Source organism: Methylibium sp. Root1272, assembly GCF_001425905.1.
Taxonomy (GTDB): domain Bacteria; phylum Pseudomonadota; class Gammaproteobacteria; order Burkholderiales; family Burkholderiaceae_C; genus Methylibium.
In genome coordinates this window covers 153295-170081 of the sequence record NZ_LMDY01000013.1, presented here as the reverse complement: position 1 = coordinate 170081, position 16787 = coordinate 153295, and the positions used below count along the sequence as shown (strand labels likewise).

15 protein-coding genes are annotated in these 16787 nt (G+C 70.7%); 3 read left to right on the top strand and 12 right to left on the bottom strand.

The features are described 5' to 3' along the window. Positions 1–10: 10 nt before the first annotated feature. Positions 11–1384, bottom strand: coding sequence for an adenylosuccinate lyase (gene purB, locus ASC67_RS09830; protein WP_056318845.1), 1374 nt, complete (start codon positions 1382–1384; stop codon positions 11–13). A gap of 148 nt (positions 1385–1532) precedes the next feature. On the opposite strand from purB, the gene ASC67_RS09825 reads away from it, so the two are divergent. Beyond that, on the top strand, positions 1533–2153 hold the full coding sequence (locus ASC67_RS09825) for a glutathione S-transferase C-terminal domain-containing protein (RefSeq protein ID WP_056318842.1): 621 nt from the start codon (positions 1533–1535) through the stop codon (positions 2151–2153). Positions 2154–2238: 85 nt separating this feature from the next. Here the strand turns inward: ASC67_RS09825 and ASC67_RS09820 are convergent, their stop codons facing one another. From ASC67_RS09820 to ASC67_RS09780, 9 genes are all read right to left on the bottom strand, one after another. Then, positions 2239–3765 carry a sensor histidine kinase gene (locus ASC67_RS09820; protein WP_056318840.1) on the bottom strand — a complete coding sequence of 509 codons (1527 nt, stop codon included), beginning with the start codon at positions 3763–3765 and terminating at the stop codon, positions 2239–2241. Continuing rightward, the gene (locus ASC67_RS09815) at positions 3762–4499 is read right to left on the bottom strand and encodes a response regulator transcription factor (RefSeq protein WP_056318837.1); all 738 of its coding nucleotides are present in this window, start codon (positions 4497–4499) and stop codon (positions 3762–3764) included. Before ASC67_RS09815 ends, ASC67_RS09820 begins: the two co-directional genes overlap by 4 nt. 66 nt (positions 4500–4565) lie before the next feature. Next, positions 4566–6230, bottom strand: a complete 1665-nt coding sequence (locus tag ASC67_RS09810) for an FMN-binding glutamate synthase family protein (protein ID WP_056318834.1) — start codon at positions 6228–6230, stop codon at positions 4566–4568. Positions 6231–6300: 70 nt separating this feature from the next. Beyond that, positions 6301–7206 (bottom strand): alpha/beta fold hydrolase, encoded by a 906-nt coding sequence (locus ASC67_RS09805; protein WP_056318831.1) that lies wholly within the window; start codon positions 7204–7206, stop codon positions 6301–6303. 35 nt (positions 7207–7241) lie between these two features. Then, positions 7242–7589, bottom strand: coding sequence for a hypothetical protein (locus tag ASC67_RS09800; RefSeq protein WP_056318828.1), 348 nt, complete (start codon positions 7587–7589; stop codon positions 7242–7244). Then, the gene (gloA, locus tag ASC67_RS09795; RefSeq protein ID WP_056318825.1) at positions 7586–8128 is read right to left on the bottom strand and encodes a lactoylglutathione lyase; all 543 of its coding nucleotides are present in this window, start codon (positions 8126–8128) and stop codon (positions 7586–7588) included. The genes ASC67_RS09800 and gloA overlap by 4 nt, the downstream gene beginning before the upstream one ends. A gap of 107 nt (positions 8129–8235) precedes the next feature. Beyond that, complete coding sequence (locus ASC67_RS09790; protein ID WP_056318821.1) at positions 8236–9936, bottom strand: nitric oxide reductase activation protein NorD; 1701 nt, start codon at positions 9934–9936, stop codon at positions 8236–8238. Between the two features lie 14 nt (positions 9937–9950). Beyond that, on the bottom strand, positions 9951–10793 hold the full coding sequence (locus ASC67_RS09785; RefSeq protein ID WP_200946884.1) for a CbbQ/NirQ/NorQ/GpvN family protein: 843 nt from the start codon (positions 10791–10793) through the stop codon (positions 9951–9953). Between the two features lie 16 nt (positions 10794–10809). Next, positions 10810–11850 carry an aliphatic amidase gene (locus tag ASC67_RS09780; RefSeq protein ID WP_056318819.1) on the bottom strand — a complete coding sequence of 347 codons (1041 nt, stop codon included), beginning with the start codon at positions 11848–11850 and terminating at the stop codon, positions 10810–10812. Positions 11851–12048: 198 nt separating this feature from the next. On the opposite strand from ASC67_RS09780, the gene ASC67_RS09775 reads away from it, so the two are divergent. Next, positions 12049–12396 (top strand): (2Fe-2S) ferredoxin domain-containing protein, encoded by a 348-nt coding sequence (locus ASC67_RS09775; protein WP_156466718.1) that lies wholly within the window; start codon positions 12049–12051, stop codon positions 12394–12396. A 40-nt stretch (positions 12397–12436) separates the two neighbouring features. On the opposite strand, the gene ASC67_RS09770 is transcribed toward ASC67_RS09775, so the two are convergent. Beyond that, positions 12437–12919, bottom strand: coding sequence for a GyrI-like domain-containing protein (locus ASC67_RS09770; RefSeq protein ID WP_056318807.1), 483 nt, complete (start codon positions 12917–12919; stop codon positions 12437–12439). Positions 12920–13075: 156 nt separating this feature from the next. On the opposite strand from ASC67_RS09770, the gene ASC67_RS09765 reads away from it, so the two are divergent. After that, positions 13076–14176 carry an RNA methyltransferase gene (locus ASC67_RS09765; protein ID WP_056318803.1) on the top strand — a complete coding sequence of 367 codons (1101 nt, stop codon included), beginning with the start codon at positions 13076–13078 and terminating at the stop codon, positions 14174–14176. Between the two features lie 158 nt (positions 14177–14334). Here ASC67_RS09765 and ASC67_RS09760 read toward each other — a convergent pair whose 3' ends face one another. Then, positions 14335–16776: a DNA/RNA helicase domain-containing protein gene (locus ASC67_RS09760; RefSeq protein ID WP_056318799.1), complete on the bottom strand. Its 2442-nt coding sequence runs from the start codon at positions 16774–16776 to the stop codon at positions 14335–14337. Positions 16777–16787 lie beyond the last annotated feature (11 nt).

Below are 16787 nucleotides of genomic sequence, written 5' to 3'. Positions count from 1 at the left end.
CGTGCGCGCCTCAGCCGCCGATGCGCTGCGCCAGCTCGGCCGCCTTGCCGGTGTAGTTGCCCGGCGTCAGCGCGCGCAGGCGCTGCTTCTCGGCCTCGGGCAGCTCCAGCGTCTCGATGAAGGCGGTGATCGACTCGCGCGTGATCGCCTTGCCGCGCGTCAGCTCCTTGAGCCGTTCGTAGGGATTGGGCAGGCCGTGGCGGCGCATCACCGTCTGGATGGGCTCGGCCAGCACCTCCCAGGCGGCGTCGAGGTCGGCCGCGAGCGCGGCCTCGTTGACCTCGAGCTTGCCCAGGCCGCGCGCCAGCGAGTCCCAGCCCAGCAGCGCGTAGCCCAGCGCCACGCCCATGTTGCGCAGCACGGTCGAGTCGGTCAGGTCGCGCTGCCAGCGGCTGATCGGCAGCTTCTGGCTCAGGTGCGCGAGCAGCGCGTTGGCCAGGCCCAGGTTGCCCTCGGCGTTCTCGAAGTCGATCGGGTTGACCTTGTGCGGCATCGTGCTCGAGCCGATCTCGCCGGCCTTGAGCTTCTGCTTGAAGTAGCCCAGGCTGATGTAGCCCCAGACGTCGCGCGACCAGTCGATCAGGATGGTGTTGGTGCGCGTCACCGCGTCGAACAGCTCGGCCATGTAGTCGTGCGGCTCGATCTGGATCGTGTAGGGGTTGAACGCCAGGCCGAGCTGCTGCTCCACCACGCGGCGGCTGAAGGCCTCCCAGTCCACGTCGGGGTAGGCCGACAGGTGGGCGTTGTAGTTGCCCACCGCGCCGTTCATCTTGGCCAGCAGCGGCACCGCGGCGATGCGCTGGCGCGCGGTGGCCAGGCGCGCCACCACGTTGGCGATCTCCTTGCCCACGGTGGTGGGGCTGGCGGTCTGGCCGTGGGTGCGGCTCAGCATCGGCAGGTCGGCGAACTGGTTCGCCATGCGCGTCAGGGTGGCCACCAGGCCGTCGAGCGACGGCAGCACCACGCCCTCGCGCGCCGCGCCCAGCATCAGCGCATGGCTGGTGTTGTTGATGTCCTCGCTGGTGCAGGCGAAGTGCACGAACTCGCCCGCCACCTGCAGCTCCGCGTGGCCGGCGAACTTCGACTTCAGCCAGTACTCGACCGCCTTCACGTCGTGGTTGGTGGTCTTCTCGATGTCCTTGATGGCCTGCGCGTCGGCCTCCGCGAAGCCGCTGACCAGCGCGCGCAGGTGAGCGCGGGCTTCGCTGCCGAGCGGCGCCAGCTCAGGCAGGCCCGCGTCGCTGAGCGCGATGAACCACTCCACCTCCACCTGCACGCGACGGTGCATCAGCCCGAACTCGCTGAGCAGCGGCCGCAGCGCGGCGAGCCTGGCGGCATAGCGGCCGTCGAGCGGCGAGAGGGCGGTGAGGGCGGTCAGTTCCATGGGGAGCGGTCGGTCGTGCGGGCGCGCCACGGGGCGTGGCAGGGAGCTTGCAATTGTAGGAGGGGGTCCGCGCCACACCCTCTCGGAAGGCCGCGGTCCGGCCGGGGCGGCTGGCTAGAATCGTTTCGCAGCCCACACCCCACCTCCCATGAAACTCATCGGTTCGCTCGCCAGCCCCTATGTCCGCAAGGTCCGTGTCGTGATGGCCGAGAAAAAGCTCGAGTACAAGTTCGTGCTCGACGACGTGTGGGGACCGGAGACCACGATCTCCGAATCCAACCCGCTCGGCAAGGTGCCCTGCCTCGTGATGGAGGGCGGCGAGGCGGTGTTCGACTCGCGCGTCATCGTCGAGTACCTCGACATGCTGTCGCCGGTCGGCAAGCTCATCCCGCCGTCGGGCCGCGAGCGCATCGAGGTGCGCACCTGGGAGGCGCTGGCCGACGGCCTGCTCGACGCAGCCATCTCGGCGCGCCTCGAGCGCCACTGGGCCGGCCGCAGCGAGGCCGAACGCAGCAACGCCTGGATCGACCGGCAGATGGCCAAGGTCGACGCCAGCCTGCAGGCGATGAGCCAGGGCCTGGGCGATCGCCCGTGGTGCGGCGGCAACCACTTCACGCTGGCCGACATCGCCGTCGGCTGCGCGCTCGGCTGGCTGTCGTTCCGCTTCCCGCAGATCCCGTGGCGCGACGATCACCCGTCGCTGGCCAAGCTGCTCGACAAGCTGAACCAGCGGCAGAGCTTCGCCGACACGGCGCCGCCGGTGGCCTGAGAAACCGCGCCCTCACCCCGGCCCTCTCCCGCCCGCGGGAGAGGGAGAAATGCCGGAGATGAGGTGCTTGCGCCCTCGCCCCCGCTCAGCCCGCCGCCGCTCCCGGCAGCGGCAACTCCAGCGTCACCGCCCAACCCTCCGGGTGCGGGCCGCTGTCGAGCCGGGCCGACAGCGCCGTCGCGCGCCGCTGCATGTTGGCCAGGCCGCGGCCGCCGTGCACGATGGACGGCGGCACGAACAGCGGCATGTCGACCTGGGCCTCGCTCATGCGCTGCTGCAGGCCGTTGTCCACCACCGCCAGCGCCAGCCGCTGCGTGCCGCGCGCCTCGAGGCGCAGCCACACCACGGTGGCGTGGGCGTGCTTGATCACGTTGGTCAGCGCCTCGCGCACGATGCGCAGCACGTGCAGCGTCTCGGCGGCCGGCAGCTCCACCTCGCTCGCCGCGTCGTCCAGCTGCCAGACCAGCCGCACGCCGGCCGCGCGCAGCGAGGGCTCGACGCGGAAGCGCAGCTCGGCCAGCGCCTCGATCAGCGGGCGCTGGTCGGTCTCCAGCGAGTCGAGCGCGAGCCGCAGCTCGACCAGGCAGTCGTCGAGCGTGAGCTTCAGGTCGCGCAGCGGCTCGTCGACGCTGCGCGGCTCGCCGCCCGGCGGTGGCAGCGACTGGCGCTCCACCTGCGAGGTCAGCGCCATCGCCGCCACCAGCCGGCCGCCCAGGCCGTCGTGCATCTCGCGCAGGATGCGGTCGCGCTCGGCCAGCACCGCCTGCTGCTGATCGCGCAGCCGCGTGCCCTCGAACGCCATCTGCAGGTCGCGCTCCTTCTGCGCCACGCGGTCCAGCAGGTCGCGGTTCAGCGCGCGCAGCTCGGCGCTGGAGCGCGTGAACTCGTCCACCAGCAGCCAGGCCGCCACCGCGATCAGCAGCAGCACCGTGTAGCGGCTCCAGGCCACCACCGCGTCGCCGACCTCCGGCTGGCCGAACACCCACAGGTCGCGCAGGCCGATCGCCAGGCCGATCACGGCGGTCACGGTCAGCAGCAGTGCGGGGGTGCTGCGCTGCTGCCGCGCCGCGGTCGCCAGCACCCACAGCACGCCCATCGCCATCGCCAGCGTGCCGGCCCGCAGCAGCGTGCCGAGCATCGGCGCCGGCAGCAGCACCGCGCCGGCCGCCAGCGCCAACGCCACCGCGGCCCAGCCGCCCAGCACGAGGCGGGTGCGCGGCGTGTCGCGTCCCACCACGTTCATCGCATACAGCGCGCCCAGCACCGCGATCCATGCGAAGCCGGCCTGGTGCAGCACCGCGGTCGAAGGCATCGCGTCGGCGCCCGGGCCGCCGGGCAGCGTGGCCTCGCGCAGCGCCCACAGCAGGCTCGCGGCACCGAACCAGCCATAGCCCGAGCGCCGCGCGCGGCCGGCCAGCAGCAGCGCCAGCACGCCCAGCGCGCCGGCCGCGCCGGCGATCCACGGGCTGCGCAGGCCGCTCGCGTCCACGGCGATCAGCGGCGCGGCGCTGCAGCCGCTGCCCAGCAGCCCGCTCGCAGCCAGCGCCAGCAGCTCCCGCCAGCGCGGTGCGCAGCGGGCGGCACGCCCTGGCGCGGGCCGGGCCGGCTTCACGCCCAGCCGGGACGGGACTGCGCCTGCACGGTGGCGCGGGCGCGCTGCCCCAACTGCAGCTTGCGGTAGACGTTGCGCACCGCGGTGGCCACGGCGCTCGGCGTGGTCAGCAGGCGTTCGGCGATCTCCTCGCTGACATAGCCCTGGGCCACCAGCCGCAGCACCTCGTGCTCGCGCGCGCTGACCTCGTGGTCACGGCGCGAGGGCTCGTCGAGATCCATCATGCCGGTGTCGGACCCGCCGCCGCTGTTGCCGAACTCCGAGAAGCCCGAGTCGCGAAAGCTCGTGTCGCTGAAGCCGTCCTCGCGGAAGCGCTTGAGCAGGTGGCGTGCGATCGCCGGCGAGATGGGCGACTCGCCGCGCGCGGCCTGCTCGACGGCCCGCACCAGCTCTTCCGAGGTGCAGCCCTTCAGGAAGTAGCCGTCGGCGCCGGCCTCGATGGCCTGGATCACGCGCGCCTCGTCGCCGAACACCGAGAACACCAGGATGTGCGGATGCCATACGCCGTCGATCGCGGGCGCGTGGCTCAGCTCGCCGATCAGCTCGGTGCCGTCGCCGTCGGGCAGGCCCAGGTCGGACAGCAGCACGTCGGGGCGGCACTGCGGCAGGTCGATGCGCGCGATGCCCAGCCGGTTGGCGTGGCCGACGCAGCGGATGCCCGGCGCGTCGTTCAGCGTGTCCAGCACATGCTGGGCCACCAGCGGATCGTCTTCGACGAGATAAACCTTCAGCACGCTTGTCGTCTCCTGGGGACCGTTACTCTGGGGCGTTCGGGGGCCGCCTGCCGTCAGCTTAGTCGCTCAGGCCGCCGCTGTCGCCAGCGGATCAGGTTGGTGCAAGAAGGAATGCGCACTCGCGCGCGGCCAGTAGAGCCGGAACACCTGGTGCGGCCAGTCGATCTCGCCGCGCTCGGCGGCCAGCAGCGCGCCCGGCTTCACGAACGGCAGCAGCGTCGCCAGCAGCTTCACCTCGTGGTCGGCCACGCGCCGCACGATGTGCGCGGCAGTGATCTCGCGCGGGTGCTGCAGCCCGGCGGCCTGCACCAGTTCCTTCAGCGCGCGCAGCGTCTCCTGGTGGAACATGAACACGCGGTCGGCCTTGGTCGGCACCACCAGCGCCTTCTGGCGCATCGGATCCTGCGTGGTCACGCCGGTCGGGCAGTGGCCGGTGTGGCAGGCCTGGGCCTGGATGCAGCCCAGCGCGAACATGAAGCCGCGCCCCGCGTTGCACCAGTCGGCGCCCAGCGCCATCAGCCGCGCGATGTCGAAGGCGCTCACCACCTTGCCGGCGCAGCCGAGCTGGATGCGATCGCGCAGGCCGATGCCGGTCAGCGTGTTGTGCACCAGCAGCAGCCCTTCCTGCAGCGGCGCGCCCACATGGTCGGTGAACTCCAGCGGCGCCGCGCCGGTGCCGCCCTCGGCGCCGTCGACGACGATGAAGTCCGGCAGCAGCTTGGTCTCGCGCATCGCCTTGGCGATCGCGAACCACTCCCACGGGTGGCCGATGCACAGCTTGAAGCCCACCGGCTTGCCGCCCGACAGCGTGCGCAGCTTGTCGATGAACTGCAGCATGCCCACCGGCGAGTCGAAGGCGGCGTGCCGCGACGGCGACACGCAGTCCACGCCCACCGCCACGCCGCGTGCCGCGGCGATCTCCGGCGTCACCTTCGGGCCCGGCAGCACGCCGCCGTGGCCGGGCTTGGCGCCCTGGCTCAGCTTGAGCTCGATCATCTTCACCTGCGGATCGCGCGCGGTCTCGGCGAAGCGCTCCTCGCTGAACGAGCCGTCGTCGTGGCGGCAGCCGAAGTAGCCCGAGCCGATCTCCCAGATCAGGTCGCCGCCGTGCTCACGGTGGTAGCGGCTGATCGAGCCTTCGCCGGTGTCGTGCGCGAAGCCGCCGCGCTTGGCGCCGGCATTCAGCGCGAGGATGGCGTTCGCGCTCAGCGCACCGAAGCTCATCGCCGAGATGTTGAAGATCGACGCGCTGTACGGCTGTGCGCGCTCACCGCCCACCGTGATGCGGAAGTCGTGGCTGGACAGCGTGGTGGGTGCGATCGAATGGTTGATCCATTCGTAGCCCTCGGCGCCCACATCGTGCTGCGTGCCGAACGGTCGCTTGTCGGGCTCGCCCTTGGCGCGCTGGTAGACCAGCGAGCGCTGCTGGCGCGAGAACGGCGCGGCCTCGTTGTCGCCCTCGATGAAGTACTGCCGCATCTCCGGGCGGATGAACTCGAAGAAGAAGCGCAGGTGGCCGATCACCGGGTAGTTGCGCAGCACCGAGTGGCGCGACTGCCGTACGTCGTGCACGCCGGTGCCCACCAGCGCCACGAACACCAGCACCAGCAGGCCGCCGCTGCCGGTCGCCACCCACACCAACGCGCTCAGCAGCGCCCCCACCGCGCAGGCCAGCCAGACGAAGTAGCGGATCGGGAAGTGTTCGTTCAGGCGCAACAGCCAGGCGGGCATGACGGTTCCTCGGATCGCGGCGACCGGCGGATGCTAGCCGGGCCGGGTGTCAGCGGCCATCCGAGCTTTCTCAGTCGCCCCCGAAGAAGTTCTGCAACTCCGTCGCCGTCAGCGCTGGCAGCTCCTCGGGAATGAAGTGCCCGGCCGGCACCGCGTAGCCGCTCACCGCGCCGCTGCACGCGGCCTGCCAGTCGGCGATCGGCTGGAACTGTTTGGCCACCACGCCGCGTGCCCCCCACAGCACGTGCAGGTCGCAGGCCACGCGCTGGCCGGCCTTGCGGCTGGCGCGGTCGTGCTCGAGGTCGATGCCGGCGGCCGCGCGGTAGTCCTCGCACGCGCCGTGCACGCCCTCGGGGGTGCAGTAGCCGCGGTCGTAGTCGGCCAGCGCCTCCGGTTCGATGTAGCCGATACCCTTGCTGCCCCAGCCGCCCAGCGTGTGGCGCAGGTACCAGCCCGGGTCGGCGCCGATCTGCTTCTCGGGCAGCGGCGCCGGCTGGATCAGGTAGAACCAGTGGTAGTAGGCCTGCGCGAAAGCCATGTCGGTGCGCTCGTACATCGTCAGCGTCGGCACGATGTCCAGCACGCACAGCTTGCGCACCGCCTTCGGATGGTCCAGCGCCAGCCGGTGCGCCACGCGCCCGCCGCGGTCGTGGCCGGCCACGAAGAAGCGCTCGTGGCCCAGTGCGCGCATCACGCCCAGCACGTCGGCCGCCATCGCGCGCTTGCTGTAGTTGGCGTGGTCGTGCGTGCCCGGCGGCTTGGCCGAGCGGCCGTAGCCGCGCAGGTCGGGCATCACCAGCCGGTAGCGCTCACCGAGCCGCTGCGCTGCGCGATGCCAGATCGCGTGCGTCTGCGGGTAGCCGTGCAGCAGCAGCAGCGGCGGCCCGTCGGCCTGGCCGCCGTAGCGGGCGAACAGCGGCACGCCGTCGATGTCGAACGTGCGGCTCTCGAAACCTTCGAACCAACTGCTGCCCATCGTCGTCACCCCGTTCGTTGTCCGTTGATGCGCCGTCATTCCTCGTCGGCGGTGATCACCAGCCCCAGCCGCGCGGCGCGCTGCGTCTGCGCCACCGCGGTCAGCCGCAGCGGCTGGCCGGCCGGCACCTGGCGGCGCAGCCGCACGTCGAGCGAATCGCGGCCGCCCGGCTGCGTGCTCACGCGGCGCGACCACGCCAGCGCGCCGTCCACCAGCACCCGCAGCTCGTGCCAGGCCTCGCCGCTGCCCTGCGCCTTCACGGCCAGGCTGCAGTAGATCTCGAAGCCCCGCTCGCGGCTCGCGTGCGGCGGGATCTCCAGCCGGGCCACGTCGCGCTCGCCGGCGTCGGCAGACCAGCGCTCGGGCGCCGCGGCGTCGCTCAAGCCGGGCGTCCCAGCTTCGCCAGCCGCGCCGGCTCGACGATCTCGATCCAGTAGCCGTCGGCGTCCTTGATGAAGGCCACGTCCTTCATCTTGCCCTGCTCGGGCCGCTTCACGTAGGTCACGCCGTTCTCGTCGAACCAGCGCACCGCGGCGTCGAGGTCGGGCACCGAGATGCAGATGTGGCCGAAGCCCTGCGGCTTGGCGTTGCCGTCGTGGTAATTGAACTCGGCGTCGTTCTCGGTGCCCCAGTTGTGCGTCAGCTCCAGGATGCCGCGCTGCGCGAAGGTCCAGGCGGTGCGCTCGCCCACGTCCTGCGGCGCCGTGGCGGCCTCCTCGGCCTGCGCCAGGAAGTAGAGCGAGAAGCTCATCTCCGGAAAGTCCAGCTTGCGCAGCAGGCGCATGCCGAGTACGCGTGTGTAGAAGTCCAGCGCAACCTTCGGGTCCTTCACGCGCAGCATGCTGTGGTTCAGCGTGAAGCCCTTCGTCGCGGCCGGGGCCTGTTCGCAGACGCCGGGCTGGGGTTCGGTGTTGAAGCTCATGGGAAGGGTCCTGTGTCGGGGTCGGGGAGGGCGGGGCCCACGATGATGCCGCAGCACGCCGCCCCTGGCAGCCGGCCAAACCAAGCCCCGCCGCCCGCGCGGGGCGTTCAGCGCCCGGGGCTCGCCAGCGCCGCGCGCGCCAGCAGCGCCGGCAGCGCGTCGGCCCTTGCCGGCACGCAGTAGCCGCCGGCGCCGAAGATGCGCCGCAGCGCCGGAGCCGCCGCCGGGTCCAGCCCCACGCAGCGCACCGTGATGCCACGCCGCGCCGCAGCCTGCACCGCGCGGCGCGCGTCCTCCACCAGGTAGCGGGTGTCGTGCGTGTCGATGTCGTGCGGCTCGCCGTCGCTCACCAGCACCAGCGTGCGCCGCGTGGCGCGTTGCCGGCCCAGCAGCGCGGTGGCATGGCGCAGCGCCGCGCCCAGCCGGGTCGACAGGCCGGCGGCCAGCCCGTCCAGGCGCGCCGCCGCTTCGGCGTCCAGCGCGTCGCCGAAGTCCTTCAGCCGCCGGTAGTGCACCGCCTCGCGGCCCTCGGAGCAGAAGCCGTGGATCGCGCAGGCGTGGCGCGGCCCCTGGGCGCTGCGGGCCGCCAGCCAGGCCGCCTGGCGCGCCGCCTGCAGCAGGCTGGTCGCACCGTCGTGTCCGCGCACCGGCCCCGCACTGGAGGCCGACGCATCGATCAGCCACAGGCTGGCGCGCGGCTCGGCCTGCCGCGCGCGGCGGCGGTGCACGCGCGCGTCGGGGGCCAGGCCGGCGCGGCCGGCGGTGGCGGCCTGCCCCAGCGCGTCGAGGTCGAACTCGTCGCCGTCGTGCTGTGCGCCGCGCGCGAACGCCGGCGTCACCGGCACGCGCGGCGGCCTGCGCCGCGCGGTGCGGGCGGCCACCGCCTCACGCCCCGATCGCGGCAGGGCGAGCGGCCGCGTCTCCAGCACCGTGCACCAGGCGGGCCGCTGGCGCGCGATCAGCCGGTCCCATTCGGGGTAGCGGTAGCGCGCGGCCTCGGGTGGTGCCTGCGCGGGCTGCGGCGGTTGTCGTTCATCGCTCGCGCCGGCCGCCTGCGGCTGCGGCACCGGGGTCTCGGCCGCCGGCGCGGCCTGCTCGGGCAGCCACAGCCAGGCGTTGTCGTCGCGGTAGCTCGGCTGCACCAGGTACTCGCGGTCGTTGAAGCCGGCGCGCATCTGGCCGATGTCGTGGCCCAGCCGCGCGGCCAGCGTGCGCAGCGCGGCGGTGTGCGGTACCGCGAGCACCTGGCCGTGGTCGTCCAGGAAGAACAGCCGCCGGCCCTTCGCCACCCAGGGGTGCGGGTCGCCGTAGCCGGCGTCGAGCAGGCTGCGCGCCAGCCGCTGCATCAGCGCCTCGAAGCCGTCGCCCAGCGCCGGGCTGGCGGTGTGAAAGCGCAGCCACAGCCGGCGCAGTCCGGGCAGCTCGCGGCAGGCCAGGTGCTCCACCCGCGCGTCCTCCAGCAGCCCGACCAGCGCGCGCACCACCGGCCCGCTGTGGCCGCGCGCCAGCGGCTGGCTGCCGTAGGCGCGGTGCGCGGCGGCGTGGGTGGCCGCGGCGCGGTACCAGTGCCGCGCCGCGCCGTCGTCGGCATCGTGCGCGGCCAGCGCCACCGTGGGCGGCAGGTGCACGCCGCGAGCCGACAGCCAGGGCCGCGGCGCGTCGGCCTCGGCCAGTGCCGGCGCGGCGCGCCACAGCGTGCGCAGGTAGGGGCCGAGCTCGGCGCGCATGTCGGCCAGCGCCAGCCACGGCGGTGCGCCCGCAGCAGGGGAGGAGGCAGCGGCCGCGCGGGCCGGCAACGGGGCGGCCATGCGCGGGGCGGCGATCAGAAGCTGGCGTCCACCGCCGCCCGCAGCGCGGCGCCGAGGTCGGGGTCGTCGGACAGCGGCGCCACCAGCGCCATGCGGCAGGCCGCGGCCGGCGCGGTGCCGCCGGCGATCAGCTGCGCGGCGCGCACCAGCATGCGCGTCGACGCGCCTTCGTCCAGGCCCTCGCCCTGCAGGCGGCGCGTGCGCACGCCCAGCGCCACCAGGCTGGCGGCCAGGTCGGTGGGGATGCCGGACTCGCGCGCCACGATCTCCACCTCCACCTCGGTGCCGGGGTAGCTGCAGTCCAGCGCGCAGAAGCGCTGCCGGGTGGCAGCCTTCAGCTCGCGCGGCGCGCCCGGCGTGCCGGGGTTGTAGGACACCACCAGCTGGAAGTCGGGGTGCGCCTTCAGCAGCTCGTTGCGGCGGTCGATGGGCAGCAGGCGCCGCGTGTCGGTGAGCGGGTGGATCACCGCCAGCGTGTCGGCCCGCGCCTCCACCACCTCGTCGAGGTAGCAGATGGCGCCGTGCCGCACCGCCAGCGTCAGCGGGCCGTCCTGCCAGTGCGTGCCGTCGGCGTCGAGCAGGTGGCGGCCCACCAGGTCGCCCACGCTGGTGTCGTCGTTGCAGGCCACGGTGATGAGCGGGCGCTGCAGCGCCCAGGCCATGCGCTCCACCAGCCGCGTCTTGCCGCAGCCGGTGGGGCCCTTCAGCATGACCGGCAGGCGCTGCGCGCAGGCCGCCTCGAACAGCGCCAGCTCGTCGCCGACGCTGCGGTAGTAGGGCTCGGCCGCCACGCGGTAGGCGTCCATCAGCATGAGGGCGGCCGCGGCGGGCGCCGCCCGGGGCGTGGGCGCGAGCATGTCGATCGCGCCCGCCTCAGCGGTGGCCCACGCTGCTCTGGTGGGGCAGGCCCTCGATGGGGGCCTCGTCGGTGCCCACCGTGCTGCGGGTGAAGGACTCCACCTTCTCGCGCATCGCCTCCGGGTCGGCGATCCACTGCGCATAGAAGTCGTAGGGGCAGGCGGCCACGCCCTTGTCGCCCTCGCGCGAATTGATCATGCCGGTGTAGCCCCGGTGCAGCAGCTTGAACAGATGGTTCTCGCTCTGGCCGTTGCGGCGGAAGTCGCGGATCAGGCTCTTGCTGAGCGCCGCGTACTGGATGCCCATTTCCTCCTCGCCGCACTCGCCCAGCGTGCGGCCGTCGAAGCCGATGATCGCGCTGTGCCCGAAGTACGAGTACACGCCGTCGAAGCCGGCCGCGTTGGCCACCGCCACGTAGGTGTTGTTGGCGAAGGCCATCGCCTTGCTGATCAGCACCTGCTGCTCCTTGGCCGGGTACATGTAGCCTTGGCAGCGCACGATCAGCTCCGCGCCCTTCATCGCGCAGTCGCGCCAGATCTCCGGGTAGTTGCCGTCGTCGCAGATGATGAGGCTGACCTTCAGGCCCTTCGGGCCTTCGCTCACGTAGGTGCAGTTGCCCGGGTACCAGCCCTCGATGGGCACCCACGGCATGATCTTGCGGTACTTCTGGACGATTTCGCCCTGGTCGTTCATCAGGATCAGCGTGTTGTACGGCGCCTTGTTCGGGTGCTCCTCGTGCTGCTCGCCGGTGAGCGAGAACACGCCCCACACCTTGGCCTTGCGGCAGGCGGCGGCGAAGATCTCCGTCTCGGCGCCCGGCACCGTGGCTGCGTTGGCGTACATCTCGGCGCTGTCGTACATGATCCCGTGGGTGCTGTACTCCGGGAAGATCACCAGGTCCAGCCCCGGCAGCCCGGCCTTCATGCCCACCACCATGTCGGCGATCTGCTTCGCGTTGGCCAGCACCTCGGCCTTCGTGTGCAGGCGCGGCATCTTGTAGTTGATGACGGCCACGCCCACGGTGTCCTTGCTGCTGGAAATGTCGCCATGGATCATGGAAAGCCCCCGAGTGCCGCGCAGTGAGAAACAGGAAAGAACAACAACAACGAGCCCATTCTTGAAAATGCCCTCCGGCCGGTGAATACGTTGAACGACGTAGGGGCCCGGGCACGGAAAAGCAAAAGCCGCAGCGCAGTGCGCGGTCTATCGGCTGCCGCCGGGCCGGCCGCGCCGGATGTGTCGTACGGTGGCTTCGTGACGAAACACGGCCCCGCTCCACTGCCCACGCTGCTGCGTGAGCACGACCTGCCCGAACGCCTGGACGTGCCGTGGCACGACGTGGTGCTGGTCTGCCGCCAGTGCCAGAAGCGCAGCAACGGCCCGAAGGCGCTGAAGGCCAAGCCGGTGGCCGCGGCCTTGCGAGCCGCGCTGAAGCAAGCGCCGCAGCGGCCGCGCGTGGTGCTCACCAACTGCCTGGGCCTGTGCCCGCGCGGCGCCCTGGCCGTGGTGGCGCCTTCGGCCGTGCAGGGTGCCGGGGCCTACGCGGCGCGCAGCGAGGCGCAGGCCGTCGCGGCCGTGACCGCGCACGCCGCGGGGCAGTGAAGGCGGGTGGCCACCGTGTGTGCCGCTGCGGCGCTGGTGACTACATTGCCTGCAGCGGCACGCACAGCAGGCAGGTGAGGTAGCCGGTCTTCACGTCGATCTCCATCGGCCGGTCGTACCACTCCAGCGCCGGGCCGTCGGTGGCCTGCCGGCCGCTGGCGGGCAGCCATTCGCGGAACAGCCGGCTCCAGGCCTGGTGCAGCGCTGCGATGCCGGCGCCGCTGTAGCGCACGCAGGCATACGGGCCGCCGGGCAGCACCTGCACCGCCACGTCGGCTTCGGGCTGGAAGGCCGCATCCACCTCCACGCAGCAGTCATAACGGCATTGCTCGGGCGCGGTGAACGGCGGCCGGTCTTGCGCCGCGCCCAGCACGCGGCGGTCCGGCTGGAACAGCCCGCGCTGCGCGGCCCAGGCCGAGAAGCGCAGCCACGTCTGCGAGATGGCCGGGCTGCCGTACGGCCCCACGTGGCGCAGGTAGGCCACGCGGGTGGCGGGAAACTGCAGGATCGTCACGTCGTCCATGGTCGTGGGGCTCCGGAGCCGGGGTGGGTGGGCCCACATCGTCAGGGCCTGCCGGCATTGTGAAGTTGCGACGATGGCCCGGGGCGCGAAGGCCTTGCCTACACTGAGGTTCCGCCGCACGCCACAGCCTCCTCCTCCGTTTCCCCTTCCTTCCCCATGCGCATCGAACACCTCCGCGAGCGCCTGCGCGCCCTGGGCGCGCGGCCCGGCCACGAGCAGAGCGTGCTGCGCCACTGGGCCTGCGCGCTGCCGCAGCAGCGCCGCAGCGCGAGGGAAGACGTGCTGCCGCTCGCGCTGCGCGAGGCCCTGCCGGCGCTGGAGGCCGAGCTGCAGGGGCTGGCGCAACTGCGCTCCGAGCACCCGGCCGAAGACGGCTCGGCCCGCTTGCTGGTGGCGCTGGCCGACGGCCAGACGGTGGAGAGCGTGCTGCTGCCGCGCGACGGTTTGTGCGTGTCCACCCAGGTGGGCTGCGCGGTGGGCTGCGTGTTCTGCATGACCGGCCAGAGCGGCCTGCTGCGCCAGCTGGGCAGCGCCGAGATCGTGGCCCAGGTGGCGTTGGCGCGCGGCCTCGGCAACCACAGCGGGCGCGCGGTGAAGAAGGTGGTGTTCATGGGCATGGGCGAGCCCGCGCACAACCTGGACAACGTGCTCGAAGCGATAGACCTGCTGGGCACCGCCGGCGGCGTGGGCCACAAGAACCTAGTGTTCTCCACCGTGGGCGACGAGCGTGTGTTCGAGCGCCTGCAGAACCTGGGCGAGGGCGCGGTGAAGCCCGCACTGGCGCTGTCTCTGCACACCACCAAGCGCGAGCTGCGCGCGCAACTGCTGCCGCGCGCACCGCGGATCGACCCCGAGGAACTGGTGGCCTATGGCGAACGCTACGCCCGCGCCACCGGCTACCCGGTGCAGTACCAGTGGACGCTGATCGACGGCGTGAACGACGGCGACGACGAGATCGACGGCATCGTGCGCCTGCTGGCCGGCCGCTACGCGGTGATGAACCTCATCCCCTACAACACCGTAGACGGGCTGGCTTTCCAGCGCCCGGCCTGGGAGCGCGCGGTGGCGATGGCCGGCGCGCTGCACCGGCGCGGCGTGCTGACCAAGCTGAGAAGGTCAGCGGGGCAGGATGTGGAGGGGGGGTGTGGGCAGTTGAGGGCAAGGGCGGGGGGCGAGACTCGGCGGATTGAGATCAGGCCCGCGCTCGGCGCGACTCTGCATTCTTTGTCCGACCGCGACCTAGCTATTGCTGAGTAGCGTCATCGGCGCAGGTCAGCTATCGAATAGAAGCGTGCGGCTTATCAGGCGTGCGCCGAATAGCTGATGGTTCCGTTGAACATAGCATCACGAACTGACGCGACGCTCTGCGCGACGAGTTGATGACCGCCGATCACTGCCCGTCGCGCTCATTCTTTTCAGCCGGGCTCTCCCGCCAAGACCATCAGCATCTCGGCGACAACGAGGAAGCCCTCTTGGCCTTCATGCACGCTGATCTCGATAGATTCAAACCCAGGCTGATCCGAGTCTGGTCGTAGCGTGATGCGTTCGTGCCGCCAGCCCCCGTCCTCTGTCGGCACTTTCTCGCTCTCGTAGACCTTGACGGTGTACCGTCCCCCGGTCTCGGGATCTGAGATGCTGCGGTGTTGAACCACCACAATTTTCCCCTCGCGCGTCCCCGCCGGATTCGCGCGGAATAGGCACCATGAACCGTTTGGAATGCGGCGGTTCATCGACTCGCCAATGACTTGGGCCACGAATAAGCCTGACTGGGGCCGTACCCAATCCGGTAAAGCCACCCAATCGTCAGCGCCGTCCTCCAGTGCCTGCGCTTCCGAAAAGGCGCCGGCAGCGAATTGCAGGTCGACGACCGGCGCAGCCACGGCGCCGGCCTCGCGCTCTTCCTTCGTGACCCGCCGCAACGGGACGACATTCGACGGCCTACCGGCTGATGCAGGAGAGACGGTGTTTTCGCCATCGGTACCGGCCATTACGGGCCCAGCACGCAATCGGGACCGAAGGTATGCCGCCAGGGGCGCATCGGTGCAGTAGACGTAGCATCCCTTCATGCCCCGAGTCATGAGGGTCCGATAGGTATTCTTGACGATGGCGTCCGCTAGATCACGTGCGGCTGCAGGCTCTGCCTTAAGCATCGCTTTAAGACCCTTGACCGACTGGTCCGACGACGCACGCTTCGTTGCGTCGGTCACGATGTGCCCGTCGCGGTAAACGAGATCTGGCCCGATGATGACGCCCACGTAGTCCAGTTCCAGGCCCTGGCAGGTGTGGATGCACCCCACTTGCTCCACCGATCCCTTCGTCACGATCCACAGGCTGCCGTCCTTGTCGAGGTTCCAGCGGCGCCGATAGTCGAACTCGGGCAGCTCGATGTCCCAGGCCTGAGCGTTCTTTTTGCTCGGCCACTTCCAACAGTAGCCCGCAACGACGCGTGACCGGTTGTTGGCGCGGTTCTTCAACTCAACCAGTGCGTGCAGTTCGGCCGGGTTGTCGAAGACGCGGAAGTCGTACTCGTCTGTGTCGAGGGTCTGGTTCGCGGTCTCGCGAATGTCTAGCGTGTGATCCAGCCAAGCGAGGTAGCCGTCCGAGCCGTTGCATCGAAACTGCGAGGAGAGTTCTAGTTCGGTCACCTCGGCTCCGAGTTCGCGTGCGTGGCGCCGAAGCACTTCGGTGTGGCCGATGTCGAGCAATGTGACCCGCTGATCGTCATCGACGAAGAACACGGTGCAGCGTGCGGACCGGATCAACTCCTTCACTTGGTTGTCGCCGAGATTGCGGTACAGGCCGCTCTTTTCGTTGAGGCGGTGCGCCTCGTCAACGATCAAGGTGTCGTAGCTGTCGGCTTCGTCGTTCACGAACGCTCCCGAGCCGCTGAACAGATTGCTGATGCGTGTCTTCGTGAACGTGCCGGCCAGCTTGGATTCGTACACGGCGCGAGGCGCCGCGTTCTTTGATACGTAGCGCACATTGCGCTTGCGTGCGATCAGTGTTCCGAGCAGGTTGATGGCAATGACCGACTTTCCCGTCCCCGGCCCGCCCTGAACGATGACAACCTGCTTCTTCTCTTCTGCGCGTGCGTCGGCCTCCAAGATGCTCTCATGCGCCACCTTCTGGTCATCGATCAGCACGAACTCAGGCTTGCCTTGCAGCAGCCCGGCCACGCTGTCGATCAGCAGTTTCGACGGCCGGATACGCCCGTTCTCGATGGCGTACAGCGCGCCCTTTCGGTCGCCGCGGCGCACGTGTTCACGGATGAAGGCTTGCAGCTTGGCGCGTTCTTGCGCCAAGAACAGCGGAGCGCGTTCGAGATGGGAGCGGTAGTGCGGGTGATCGATCTCGCCGTCGCGCGGGTGGTTGTGCAAGTAGGCGCAGGGCTGCAGTGTCATCGCGCCGTCTTGCACTGCGGCGTTGAAATCCTGCAGATAGGCGGCGTAAGACCAGGCTTGGTAAGACGGGTGCGGTCCTTCGCGTTCACTCGCGCGCCCGCCTCGGCGTGCCCAGACGATGGCGTCCTTTTCGCTGCGACGAGATTCCGACCACTGCTTGAGCTCGACGATGATGACCTTGGTGCGCGCAGCGGCGTCCTCGCCGGCAATCACGAAATCGATGCGCTTGGAACTCTGCGGCAACTGGTATTCGATCGCGATGCCCGCGTCGTCAGGGATTTCCTCGTCGCAGAGCACCTTGGCCATCTCTAACAGTGAGTGCTTCCAGGCCTGCATCTCCGACGGACTGACGCCGTGGCCGGTAGCGCTTCGATAATGCCGCGACACGACATCCTCAATGTCGTCGCGCAGGGCGTGATGCAGGAACTGGCTCTTGCTGGCTTGGTAGATGATCACTGTGGATATGT

Excerpts from the sequence above, each read along its gene's own strand:
- purB (WP_056318845.1), bottom strand. The coding sequence starts at position 1,384 with ATGGAACTGACCGCCCTCACCGCCCTCTCGCCGCTCGACGGCCGCTAT.
- ASC67_RS09825 (WP_056318842.1), top strand. The coding sequence starts at position 1,533 with ATGAAACTCATCGGTTCGCTCGCCAGCCCCTATGTCCGCAAGGTCCGT.
- ASC67_RS09810 (WP_056318834.1), bottom strand. The coding sequence starts at position 6,230 with ATGCCCGCCTGGCTGTTGCGCCTGAACGAACACTTCCCGATCCGCTAC.
- ASC67_RS09805 (WP_056318831.1), bottom strand. The coding sequence starts at position 7,206 with ATGGGCAGCAGTTGGTTCGAAGGTTTCGAGAGCCGCACGTTCGACATC.
- gloA (WP_056318825.1), bottom strand. The coding sequence starts at position 8,128 with ATGAGCTTCAACACCGAACCCCAGCCCGGCGTCTGCGAACAGGCCCCG.
- ASC67_RS09790 (WP_056318821.1), bottom strand. The coding sequence starts at position 9,936 with ATGGCCGCCCCGTTGCCGGCCCGCGCGGCCGCTGCCTCCTCCCCTGCT.
- ASC67_RS09785 (WP_200946884.1), bottom strand. The coding sequence starts at position 10,793 with ATGCTCGCGCCCACGCCCCGGGCGGCGCCCGCCGCGGCCGCCCTCATG.
- ASC67_RS09780 (WP_056318819.1), bottom strand. The coding sequence starts at position 11,850 with ATGATCCATGGCGACATTTCCAGCAGCAAGGACACCGTGGGCGTGGCC.
- ASC67_RS09770 (WP_056318807.1), bottom strand. The coding sequence starts at position 12,919 with ATGGACGACGTGACGATCCTGCAGTTTCCCGCCACCCGCGTGGCCTAC.
- ASC67_RS09765 (WP_056318803.1), top strand. The coding sequence starts at position 13,076 with ATGCGCATCGAACACCTCCGCGAGCGCCTGCGCGCCCTGGGCGCGCGG.